Below are 11,691 nucleotides of genomic sequence, written 5' to 3' on the forward strand. Positions count from 1 at the left end.
GGGTGGGAGTGGGCGTGGGGGTCGGGGTGGGCTCCGTCGAGGTGTCGAACACCTCGCTGATCGGCTGGACGTTGGCCGCGTTGCCCGCGTGCGTCGCCGTGCCGAAGAGGTCCTCGAAGGTCCGCAGCAGGTGGTGGTGGTTGAAGGCCGTGGCGTACTTGCCCGTCTTGACCTTCGCGCCGTGGAAGACGGTGGCGATCTGGTTCGAGCCGAGGTAGTTGTCCTCGTCCCAAGTGAGAACCAGAAGACTGTTGTTGGCCTTCGCCCACTGGGCGTAGGCGTCGATGTTGTTCCTCGTCCAGGTGTCTCCCGTGTTCACGGAGCACGAGTGCATGTCGTTGCACTGGTTGGGGACCACGAAGGAGAGGCTCGGCAGCGCCGCGAAGTTGTTCTGCGGGAACTGCGCCCACGTCTTGCCGGTGTTCAGCGGCACGTTCTTGAAGGCGAACCACGGGTTGTGCTTCTGCGCGTACTGGCCGTTCGTACAGGCCGTGGACCCCTCGCTCGGCAGGTCCTCGTTGTATGTTGCGAAGGTCTTGCCCGCGGCGATCAGTTCCTGGCCGAGGTTCGGCGCCGTCATCGACTGCGGGGTGTAGCAGCCGTCGCCCGTGATGCCCTGCGTGGCACCGGAGAAGAGGTTGAAGTAGTTCGGCTGGCTGGGGTGGGTCAGCGCCTTCATGCCGGTCAGGCTCGCGCCGCCGTTCGCCAGCTGGTTGATGTACGGGGCGTTCGCGCTGCCGATGATCTCCCCGTACTGCTTGTTCTCGTACACGACGACCACCACGTGGTCGTACGTCGGCAGCGCGGCCGCGGCAGCCGCCGGGGCGGCCGGACCGCTCTCCGCCGCCTGCGAGTTGGCCACGGTGAAGGCGCCCAGCAGGCCGAGCGCGCCGAGTCCGGCCACGAGCGCCGACCAGCGGGACCGGCGTCTCGCCCCGGCCCTGGGCGAGGGCGATGGTGAGGGGATGGGCATGGCTGTTTCCTCCCTGTCGTGGGTCCGGCGACCCGGTGTCATTCCTCGCGCCGCGCCGCACCGGCCACGGCGATGTTCAGGAAGCGCGGCACGGGCCGCCCCCGGCCGCGGAAGTCCTCCGCGACCGCGGCCCGCACCGCCGTCAGTCGTGCCCCGGGCAGCAGCACCAGCACGCTCCGCCCCGGCCGCGGCCCGGGCTGCCAGGCGCTCAGCGCACCCGCCCGCCGGGCGCAGGACACCGCCCGCGCCAGCTCCCGCGACCGGTCCGCGGCCTCGCCCCGTACGGCGACCAGCACCAGCCGGGCTCCCGACGCCGCCGGATCGAAGGGCACGTACCGCTGTCGCCGCCGGGGTTGCGGACCCACCAGCAGGGCCCGGCCGGGCCGGGCGAAGAGCACCGCCCGGCGCAGCCCGTCGTCCCCGTCCGGCAGCGCACCGGCCAGCAGCCGGGCCAGGTCCGCGCGGTCCGGCCGCTCACCCGCCGCCGTGTGCACGTCGGTCACCGCCAGCGCCACCGCGCACTCGGCGGGCTCCGCCGTGGCCAGGCCGGCGGCCCCCGTGAGGGAACCCTGCACGTGCAGGTCCGTCCCGCCGAGGCCGTGACCGGCGCGGGCCAGCGCCCGCAGCACCGTGTACGGCCGCACGGCCCAGTCGGGTGCGGCGGGCGGCGGCCCGGACAGCGTCAGCGGCAGATCGCAGCTGTCCGCGGGGTGGGCGAGGGAGCTGAGCCGCACCAGGCCGTCGGTGCGCGGGGCCGCGGCGGCGGCCGTGGGCCAGCTGGCCGCCGCGACCAGCCCGGGGGAGCCCAGGTGGAAGGCGTACGGCGCGCTCCACACGGCAGCGGGAGGCCGCCCGTGCGCGGCCTCCAGCGCGTAGGCGACGAGCCGGAACAACGGATCGGCGGTGGCCCGCCGGGCCAGTCCGCCTCCGGCGAGGCCGATCGGTTCCCCTCCGGCCCGGTCGGCGAGGTGCCCGGTGTTCGGGCCGCCCGCCGTGGAGCGTGACCCGGAGGCTTCCGCGCCCTTCACGAGATGTCCTTGCGGGCCAGCATCCGGTAGGCGTTGCCGCCGTCCGTGCGGTGGGCCGCCGCCGTGCGCAGGGCGTCGAGCACCGCCGCGGCCGCGAAGGCCGGCAGGGCGGCCAGTCGAACGGCGTGGGCGAGGGCCCGGGTGCGGGCCGTGGCCGGGGGACCCCACGGGCGGTCCGGGTCCGGGGCCAGCCGCGTCGCCGTGAGCGCCACCGCGCCGAAGAAGTCGTTGCCCTGGTGGGCCGGTCCGTGCTCCTCGGCGAGGACGGTGAACCCCCGGTCGGCCAGTGCCTCGCGCAGGTTCGCGGCCGGCACCAGGTGCTGGTGCTGGGGCTGGAACCAGGGAAGCCACGCCGGGCCGAGCAGCCGGGCCATCCGCGATTCCGGGTCGGGCAGCTCGATGGTCAGGAACCCGCCGGGGGCCAGGACGGCTGCCGCCGCGTCCAGTTCGGCGAGCGGGTCGCGGGTGTGTTCCAGGTAGTGGTACATGCTGACCACCTCGTACTGGCCCGCCAGCTTCGACGCGAACTCCGGGAACTGCCCCTGGTATCCGGTCTCCACCCAGCCGCGGCGCTCCGCCTCGCGGACCCCGTCGCCCATGTCGAGTCCGTCGAACCGGGTCCGCGGCCAGACGGCCCGCGCCGCGTTGCAGAAGTGGCCGTGTCCGGTGCCCACGTCGAGCCAGGACAACGGTTCGGCGTGCGGCAGGAGCATCTCGGCGCGCCCCCGGTAGGCGGCGCCCAGCCTTCCGAAGACCGTGCCCGCGCCCTCGCCGCCGCGCCCGTCGTAGAAGTCGCGGTAGTAGAACTCCAGTCCCTCCGGGGTCAGCCGGGGGTTCTGGAAGACGTGCCCGCACTCCCCGCACCGTTCCAGGGTGAACCGGCCCGGCTTGCCCTGGAGCAGGTCCGGCACCCGGACCCGGACGGCGAGCCCGCCCGAGCCGCACCACGGGCAGTCCGGGCGGCGCGGTTCGAGGAAGTGTGCGACACCCGCCGTCAGTTCGGCCTGGTAGGCGGCGGCCCGCGTGGTGTCCCGCGCGCGGTCCTCGGCGGTTCCGTCCCCGTCGGCCGCCGCGGCCGTACGCAGGGCGGCGCCGAGGGAGCGCAGCGGCCGGGCGGCGGTGGCCCGGGCCAGATCGGCGGGCCGCAGCGGGGAGCCCGGGCCGCCCAGGGCGAGGTACGGCTGGAGCCAGTACAGCCCGGCCGCGGCTGCGCCCCACCGGCCCTGGCGCAGCGCGACACCCGCCAGCAGGGCCAGCCCGCCGAGCTGTGCGGCGGCCAGCGCCCCCGGCGGCAGGCCCTGGGCCCGCAGCTCGGCGACCCGCGCCGGTCCCCTGGGCTGGTCGGGCCCTCCGCAGCTCAGGCCGGGGGCGATGGCCAGGCCCGTCGCGTCGGCGGCGTACTCCTTCAACCGGCGGGTCAGCGCCAGGAGTTCCGCCGGTTCCGGGCGCGGCCCGACCGGATCCGCCCCGGCCCGCGCGAGAACCTCCTCGGAGACGAGCACGGCGAACCCGGCCCCGCGCCCCTCGCCGAGCCGGTCCCACCGGTAGCGGGCGGGATCGACCAGCCGCAGCAGCCCCAGTGCCCGCTCGGCGGCCAGGTCCGCGGGCAGCAGGTCCAGCACCCGCAGCCCCTCCCCTTCGGCGTGCGCGCAGGCGGCGAGGAAGGTGGCCGCGTCGGGCTCGACGCCGCGGGCGGTGAGCAGCCGCCATCCGGCCGGCCGCGGCACGCCGGCCGCCGCGGGCGGGGTCACGGGCAGCACCGGGATCGCCCGCAGCCGGCGCCCGGCGCGTACGGTGCCCGCGGCGAGTGCGGCCAGTAACACCGCGGAGGTCCACCGGACCCGGGAGAGCGGGGGTGGCGTCATAGCAGTTTCTCCAACCGGTCGGCCGCGGCGGCAGCCCCGCCCGCCGCGGCGAATGAGGCCTGGATCCGCCGGGCGGCCCGGCGGGGGCCGGGATCGTCCAGCACGGCCGTGAGCGCGTCGCGCAGTTCCTCGGCCCGGGTCCGGCCGAAGCGCACCCGGATTCCGGCTCCGGCCTCGACCACCTGCCGGGCCACGATCGGCTGGTCGTCCCGGATCGGGGCGACGACCAGCGGCAGCCCGTGCGCGAGGGCCTCGCAGACGGTGTTGTGGCCGGCGTGGCAGACCACCGCGTCCAGGTGCGGCAGCAGTTCCAGCTGCGGGACGCTCTCCTGGAGCAGGACGTGGCCGGGCACCGGCCCGGTCAGCGCGGAGGGCGCCGCCAGCACGAACTGGACCTCCTCGGCGAGCCGTTCGGCGGCACCCAGCACCGCCCCGTAGAAGCGGGCGCCGGCCTCCTGGTTCAGGGTGCCCAGGGACACCAGCACCCGCCGGCGCGCCGGATCCAGTCGCTGCCAGGGGAATCCGGGCGCGACCGGCCGGGCCCCGAAGGCCGGCCCGACGTAGGCGTGGTGCGCCGGGAACTCCCCGGCCGTTCCGACGAGTTCGGGAGTGGAGAAGACCAGGACCAGCCGCTCCGAGAACCGTGGGTCCCAGCCGCCCGGCTCCCGGGCCGCGTCACCGAACTCCGCGAGCAGGCCGGCGATCTGCCCGGCCACCCACTCCCCGACCTTGGGGAAGTCCGCGAAGGGCCGGGTCAGTTCGGCCGAGGTGCTGGCGGAGGTCGCCCACGGGACGCCGAGCCGCCGGGCGACCAGCGGCCCGGCCAGGGCCTGCTGGTCGGCGACCATCACGTCCGGCCCGAACGTCCGGACGGCCCGTTCCACCCCCGGCACCATCGCCCGGGCCAGCGGCACCAGCGCCTCCTCCCACAGGAACCGCAGCGCCCCCACCCCGCGGAGACCGCGCCAGCGTTCGTGCAGCGCCGAGTACCCGCCGCCGGCCTCCTCGCCGGCCGGCAGGATCCGTGCCTGCGCGGGCAGCAGCCGGGCCAGCGCGGAGGCCGGCCCCGCCCAGGCGATCTCGTGTCCCCGGGACGCCAGTTCGGCTCCGAGGGCCACGGTCGGATTGACGTGCCCCGCCAGCGGGGGCACGGTGAACAGCACCTTCACCGGACCAGCGCTCCCGCCCGCGGCCGTACCGCTGCCGCTGCTGTCGTGGCGGCCGACTTCGCCGGAGCCTTCGCGGCCGTCGCGTCGAGATGGGCGAGCACGGACTCCCGCAGCACCCCACTGCTCTCCTTCAGCACGTCGTGCCCCAGACCCGGCAGGATCCGCAGCGCGCCCCGCGGGGCGTGGCGGGCCAGCTCCCGGGCGCCCGGCACCAGTTCGGAGTGCTCGCCGCAGACGGTCAGGACCGGGCAGCGCAGCCGGGCGTAGTCGGCCGGGGTGAAGGTGCGGCTCGCGGCGATGTCGTCGATGAGCGTGGTGCGGTTGAGGAGGGCGGCGGCGATGGCCGTGAGGTTGGCGGCCTTGCGCAGGCGCAGGGTGAGCAGCTCGGCGGGGACCGGGCTGTCCTCCAGGCTGAGCGCGGCCGCAGACAGGGTGTCCACCATGTTCTCCACCCAGGCCCCGCCGAGCGGGGGTTCGAGGAGGGTGAGCCCGGCGACGAGGTCGGGCCGGGCCAGGGCGGCGTGCAGGGCGAGGGTCCCGCCGTAGCTGTTGCCGACCAGGTGGACCGGGCGCTGCCCGAGGCCCAGCGCGCCGAGCAGGGCGAAGAGGTCCCGTACGGCGGTGCGGCTGTCGTAGCCGGAGGCCGGGCGCTCGGTACGGCCGTGGCCGCGCAGGTCGTAGAGGACGGCCTCGTGCCCGGCCCGGGCCACCGGCACGGCCAGGGGGCAGTAGAAGGAGGAGAGGTTGTCGACGACCAGCCCGTGCAGGAAGACCACGACGGGGCGGTCCGGGGCGTCGGCTCCGTCGGCGGCCGGGAGCCGCTGGACGTGGAAGCGCAGGGAGTTGGCGAGGACGACGGCCATGGCGGGCTCAGCCGGCCGACGCGGGCGAGGTGCCCGCCGAGACCCGGGCCAGGGAGGTGTGCGTGATCCGGCCGATGTGGGTGACGAGCTCACCGACGGACATGGCCAGGATGGCGTCCATGTCCTTCTCCGCCAGGAAGCCCATCAGGTCCACGTCGGAGCCGTAGCGGTGGTGGAGCAGCTCGGCGAGGGCCACGAACTCGATGCTCTCCAGGGCGAGGTCCTCGTTGAACGTCGTCTTCATCGTGACCTCCTCCGCGAGGAGGTACTCGTCGCCGACGATCTCCACGAGCATGCCCGTGATCTCGGCGAGGATGTCAGTTGCCATGACGGTTCTCCGTGAGGTGGAAGGGGACGGGGGAGGGCGCGGTCGGATGGGCGGTCCAGGCGACGACGTGGTCGGGCGGCGCCGGGGCGGCGGGCGCGGCGCCGGCGGGCGGCGTGCCGGTGATCGTGGTGGCGAGCGGTGTTCCGGTCAGCGGTGCGCCGAGCCGTGTCGTGCGGATCGGGTACGGGTGCCCGTCCGGGGACGTCACGAGCAGGGCGCCGGACTCCGGATCACCGGTCACCCGCCAGTCCCGCGGCCGGCCGCCCAGCCCGCCGCCGTCCGCCTTGGCGGCGGCCTCCTTGGCGCACCACAGGGCGGTGAGGGCGGCCGGCAGGCCGGCGCCCCCGCGGGCCGCCAGCCGTTCGGCGAGGCGGAGTTCGTCCTGCCCGAGGGCGATCCGGATGAGCGCGTCCGGGTCGGCGGTCACCGGTTCCACGTCGATGCCGACCGGCCGCGCCGGGTCGGCGAGGGCGACCGCGATCCGGTCCTTGTGGGCGATGGACAGCCGGTGGCCCCGGGTCAGCGGGCCCTCGGCGAGCGGCCGGCCGGCCGGATCGTTGCCGATCGGCACCTCCGCGGGGAACACCGGCCCGGCTCCGCCGTCCCACAAGAGCCCGCGCAGGGCGTCCTTGGCCGCGATCCGCCCCAGCAGCCAGGGCGCCCGGGCCCGCGGCGACAGCCGCTCGTAGGCGGCCCGCTCGGCGGCGCCCAGGTAGCGGCGCATCACCAGCTCCTGCGAGGCGGGATCGGTCCAGCGGCGCCGGGCCAGGCACCAGCCCTCGGGCCGGGGCTCGCCGATCCCGCAGACCTCCGGGGTGAACTTCATCGGCCAGACCCGCTCGTCGGCGCCGAAGCGGCGGTACGTCCACCCCTCGATCCGGGCCCACACCCGGCCGGAGGCCCGGCGCAGTTCGAGGTCGCCGCGCACGGTGACGTCGTGCACCTCGCGGATCCGGGCGGTGGCGGTGACCAGCTCCTGCGGGGCCGGCGGCGGCCCGAAGAACCGGATGCGGTGCACGGTGGCAGGGAAGACCAGCCGGTCCACCGGGAGCCGCAGCTGCATCCAGTGCCCGAAGAGCTGCCCGGCGGCGTCGAGGAGCGCGCCCGGGTCGGGCAGGGCCCGCAGCACGCCGTGGATGCCGTCCGAGCCGACGGTCCGCACCTCGTGGACCCCGGCGAAGCGCGGCCCGTGGAACATCCAGCGGTCCCGGTACAGGGCCGCGGCGCTGACGGGCGCGGGCCCGGGGTCGCGCAGCGGCGCGTCGTCGGGTGCGGGCGGCTCCCCGTACCGCTCGCCGAGCAGCACGACCACCGAGGCGTACTCCCCGAGGGCGACGCGCAACCGGCCGGGCCCGTCACCGCGGACGCGGACCTCGACGTCGACGGCCGGCTCGACGGCGAGCCACCGCAGGGCCCGTACGTCCTCGTAGCCGACGACGGCGAGGCCGGGCGGGGCGTGCCGCCGGGCGGCATCGGCGGCCAGTTCCAGCATGGTGGTCATGGGCACGACGGGGAAGCGGTCGGAATCCGCCGGCCAGCCCTCGGGCTGGAGGTACACGCAGTGGTCGCGTACGTAGGGCAGCGCGGCGAGGGAGAGCCGCAGGAGTTCCTTCCCCGTGGCCCTTCCCGGACCGTCGGGGTCCTGGGCCGGCGGCCGTGCCTGTGTCTGTCCCTGTGCCGGCGCCGCGGGCTTCGGCGGTCCTGCGGTCGACCAGGCGTCGGTGACGGCCCGGGCTGCCGAGCCGGCGTCGGCCAGCACCGCGTCCAGCGCGGAGAGCAGCACCGGGCGGGCCGCTCCCGCCGCGGCGGACACGGGCGCGGGAGGGCCCGTCGGCCGGACCGGGGCCACGGCCGGACCGCCGGCCGGGCCCGGGGCCGGGAGGGCGGCGGCGGCCGGGGTCGAGGCGGTGGCCGGGGTGAGGAGGCCGCTCAGGGAGGTGCGGGCCACCTCGCTCAGGCGGACCAGCGGGGACCCCAGGTCCAGCGCCATGCGGAGTCCCGGTCCGGCGGGTGCCGGCTGCGGCGCGGCCGGTCCGGGGCGAAGAGCCGAACCGGTCGCCGGCGCCGCCTCGGCCAGGAGCCCCCAGCGCGGTGCGTGCCCCTCGGCCCACAACGCGGCGCAGGTGCGGCTCAGCGCCGCCAGTCCCGGCAGCCGGGGGGAAGAGGTCGACACCGAGAGGTGGGGACGCTCGCGCAGGGTGTCCTCGACGAAGCCCGGCAGGCTGCCCGGCCCCAGGGTGACGAAGCTGCGCACGCCCTCCTCCTCGTACAGCCGAAGCGTCAACTCCCGGAACCGGACCGGCTCCAGGAGGTGGCGGACCACCAGGTCCCGCACCTCCTGCGGGGCGGACGGGAACGGCGCGCACGTGGTCGCCGACCACACCGGGAGGGAACCGGACCGCAGCGGCAGCCGGCCGAAGGCGGCGCGGACCTGGCCCAGGTACGGCTCCCACATGGGGGTGTGGAAGCCCGAACGGAACGGAAGTTCCTGGCCGAGCACCCCGTCGGCGCGCAACCGCTCCACCACCGCCGCCACTTGGTCCGGGCCCCCGCAGACCACCGACTGGTGCGGGCAGTTGTCGTGGCTGACCACCACCGAGTCCAGGCCGTGCAGTGCCGCCTCGGCCCGCCGGGCGCCGCAGCCCAGTGCCGCGTACACGAGGTCCGGGACCCGCAGATCGTCCGGCCGCAGCGAGTCCAGGAAGGTGTCGGCCGCCTCCTGCGGATACATTCCGGCGACCACCATCGCCGCCCACTCGCCCAGGCTGTGGCCCGCCAGCACATCGGCCTCGATGCCGAGTGCGGGCAGCACCCGGGCGAAGAAGCGGCCCGTGGCGATCGCGTCCAGGGCCCGTTCCACGAGGGTCGCGCCCCGGGTGAGCCGGGGCGGCGCCAGCGCGACCCGGGCCGCCACGTCGTCGACCACGGGGGCGAACTCGGGCTCCAGGCCCGGGAACAGGAACGCCACCCGGCCGCCCAGCGGCTCCGGTGCGAACCACACGTCCCCGCGCCCCCGCCACGGCCGGCCCCGCGCCACCACCTTCGCGGCCAGCGCGAGCCGCTGCGGCGTCGGCCCGACCACCGCGACCCGGCAGGGCCCCTCGCCACCGGACACCGGAGGAGCGGACGACAGCCGGGCCGACAGCTGCGCGGGGGTGTCCGCGCCGATCAGGAGTACGCCGGCCCGCGCGGCCGGTCCCCCCGGCGCGGCCGCGGATCCCAGCGGCAGGAACCGCCGCACGGGAAGCGCCGGGCGTGCGGCCGCCGGAGCCTCCTCCAGAACCACGTGGGCGTTGATCCCTCCGAAGCCGAACGCGTTGACCCCGGCCCGGCGGGGCGTCGGCCCCCGCTCCCACGTCTCCGCCGCCGTCACCGGCCGCATCCGGGTCCGGGCCAGGTCCGGGTGCGGCTCCTCCAGGTGCAGCGTCGGCGGCAGCACCCCCTCGTGCACCGCGAGCGCGGCCTTGATCAGTCCGGCCATGCCCGATGCCTGCATGGTGTGCCCGAGCATCGACTTCACCGAACCGAAGCCGATGCCGCGCCGGTCGCCCGGCTCGGGTGGGCCGAACACCTGGGCCAGGGTGTCCAGTTCGGCCGCGTCACCCACCGGGGTGCCCGTTCCGTGGGCCTCCAGCAGGCCCAGCGCGCCCGGCGCCCGCGGATCCAGGCCGGCCTCCCGCCAGGCCCGTTCCAGGGCCCGTACCTGGCCGGCGACCAGGGGGCTCATCAGACTCGCCGCCCGGCCGTCCCCGGCCACGCCCGTCCCGCGGATCACCGCGTACACGCGGTCGCCGTCCCGCTGTGCGTCTGCCAGCCGCTTCAGCAGCACCACCCCGGTCCCCTCGGACAGCAGGGTCCCGTCGGCCCGCCGGTCGAAGGGCCGGATCCGCTCGCTCGGACTCAGCGCCCGCAACTGCGTGAACACGCTCCACAGCGTCGCGATGTGGCAGTGGTGCACCGCCCCCGCGACCACCGCGTCACAGCGGTCCGAGGCCAGCAGCCCCACTGCCTGGTCCACCGCCAGCAGGGAGGAGGCGCAGGCCGCGTCCAGGGTGTAGGCGGGGCCGCGGAAGTCCAGCCGGTTCGCGGTCCGTGCGGCGGTGAAGCTCGGCACCAGCCCGATCGAGGCGTCCGGCCGTTCCGGCCCCAGCGCGTCCTGGAAAGCCGAGCGCACCGCCGCGATCCGCCGCTCGCCCAGCTCCGGGGCGAGTTCGCGCAGGGTCTGCGCCAACTGGTGAGCGGTGCGGACCCGTTGATCGAGCCGGGCGGTGGCCACGCCCATGAACCCGCCGCGGCCCAGCACCACCCCGATCCGCGAGCGGTCGGCAGGCAGCCGCTCCTCGCCGCCCGCGTCGGCGATCGCCTCCGCCGTCGCGTGCAGGGCCAGCATCTGATCCGGCTCGGCCCCCTCGACGGCGGCCGGCATGATCCCGAACCGGGTCGGGTCGAAGGCGGCGAGGCCGTCGACGAAGCCGCCCCGGCGGCAGTAGAAGCGGTCGCCGGCTGCGGGTCCCGGGGCGGATCCGGTGGTGGGTCCCGGGGCGGGTCCCGAGGTCGGGTCGTAGTACACCTCGGGATCCCAGCGGCCCGGGGGGACCTCGCCGATGGAGTCCGTGCCGGCGAGGAGGTTGCGGCGGTACGCGGCCAGGTCGGGGGCGCCGGGGAAGACCGCGCCCATGCCGACGATGGCGGCGTCGGCGGGGCGGGGGGCCGCGGCGTTCCGTCGGCTACTCATGGCCACCGTCCTCCTGCGCCCCGGCCATAAGGACCACTTGTACGTCGGTTCCGTGCGACAGTTCGGCGAGGAACGCGGCGGTGCCTGCTGCCGGATCGATGAGCGGGATGCCGCGCCGGGCGTACGCACGCTCCAGCTCGGGGGTGACCATCCCGCCCGCCTCCGCGGCCCAGGGGCCCCAGTCGACCGACAGCACCCGGCCCGGGAACGACTCCGCCCAGCTGTGCGCGAGGCCGTCGAGGGCGTCGTTGGCCGCCGCGTAGTCGGTCTGGCCGCGGTTGCCGTAGACCCCGGCCACGCTCCCGAACAGGGCCAGGAAGCGGGGGGCCGGCGCCGGGCCGTGCTCGGCGGCCGCGGCCGCCAGGTGCCGGGCGCCGGCGACCTTGGTCGTGAACACCTCGGTGAAGTCGCTCGGTTGCTTGTCGCTCAGCAGGCCGTCGCGCAGGACCCCGGCGCCGTGCACGATGCCGTCGAGCCGGCCGTGGCGCTCCCGTACGTCGGCCACGACGGCCCGTACGGCCCGCTCGTCGGTGACGTCCGCACAGTGGTAGCGGACGGAGGCGGCCGCCGCGGTGAGCGCGGCCAGGGTGGCGCGCACCTCGCGCTCGGCGAGGATCCGCGTGGCCGCGGCCTCGATCTCCGCGGGCGTGCGGAGCCCGGCAGCGATCAGGGCGGCGCGGAGGGCGACCCGGTCCTGGGCCTGGGCGAACCCGTCCGCGGAGGGGGAGGC

At 76.3% G+C, this 11,691-nt stretch carries 8 protein-coding genes; all 8 read right to left on the reverse strand.

The genetic code is table 11. From position 1 onward, the window contains the following. Nucleotides 1-973 (reverse strand): alkaline phosphatase family protein (locus tag PV721_RS34970; protein ID WP_319731528.1); only part of this gene is annotated, 973 nt, incomplete at its 3' end. Between the two features lie 38 nt (nt 974-1,011). Next, entirely contained in the window at nt 1,012-2,001 is a 990-nt protein-coding gene (locus tag PV721_RS34975; protein ID WP_319731530.1) for a galactokinase, read from the reverse strand. Next, entirely contained in the window at nt 1,998-3,866 is a 1,869-nt protein-coding gene (locus PV721_RS34980) for a class I SAM-dependent methyltransferase (RefSeq protein WP_319731532.1), read from the reverse strand. The genes PV721_RS34975 and PV721_RS34980 overlap by 4 nt, the downstream gene beginning before the upstream one ends. Then, on the reverse strand, nt 3,863-5,029 hold the full coding sequence (locus PV721_RS34985; protein ID WP_319731542.1) for a glycosyltransferase: 1,167 nt from the start codon (nt 5,027-5,029) through the stop codon (nt 3,863-3,865). The genes PV721_RS34980 and PV721_RS34985 overlap by 4 nt, the downstream gene beginning before the upstream one ends. Nucleotides 5,030-5,031: 2 nt before the next feature. Then, complete coding sequence (locus tag PV721_RS34990) at nt 5,032-5,898, reverse strand: alpha/beta fold hydrolase (protein WP_319731534.1); 867 nt, start codon at nt 5,896-5,898, stop codon at nt 5,032-5,034. A gap of 7 nt (nt 5,899-5,905) precedes the next feature. Beyond that, complete coding sequence (locus PV721_RS34995; RefSeq protein ID WP_319731536.1) at nt 5,906-6,226, reverse strand: acyl carrier protein; 321 nt, start codon at nt 6,224-6,226, stop codon at nt 5,906-5,908. Further along, complete coding sequence (locus PV721_RS35000) at nt 6,216-10,961, reverse strand: polyketide synthase (RefSeq protein WP_319731538.1); 4,746 nt, start codon at nt 10,959-10,961, stop codon at nt 6,216-6,218. The genes PV721_RS34995 and PV721_RS35000 overlap by 11 nt, the downstream gene beginning before the upstream one ends. Continuing rightward, nucleotides 10,954-11,691, reverse strand: a 738-nt coding sequence (locus tag PV721_RS35005) for an SDR family NAD(P)-dependent oxidoreductase (RefSeq protein ID WP_319731540.1), incomplete at its 5' end; no start/stop codon positions are given. The genes PV721_RS35005 and PV721_RS35000, both read right to left, overlap by 8 nt.

Source organism: Streptomyces sp. MB09-01 (assembly GCF_033794505.1).
Classification (GTDB): Bacteria; Actinomycetota; Actinomycetes; order Streptomycetales; family Streptomycetaceae; genus Streptomyces.

Excerpts from the sequence above, each read along its gene's own strand:
- PV721_RS34990 (WP_319731534.1), bottom strand. The coding sequence starts at position 5,898 with ATGGCCGTCGTCCTCGCCAACTCCCTGCGCTTCCACGTCCAGCGGCTC.
- PV721_RS34995 (WP_319731536.1), bottom strand. The coding sequence starts at position 6,226 with ATGGCAACTGACATCCTCGCCGAGATCACGGGCATGCTCGTGGAGATC.
- PV721_RS35000 (WP_319731538.1), bottom strand. The coding sequence starts at position 10,961 with ATGAGTAGCCGACGGAACGCCGCGGCCCCCCGCCCCGCCGACGCCGCC.
- PV721_RS34980 (WP_319731532.1), bottom strand. The coding sequence starts at position 3,866 with ATGACGCCACCCCCGCTCTCCCGGGTCCGGTGGACCTCCGCGGTGTTA.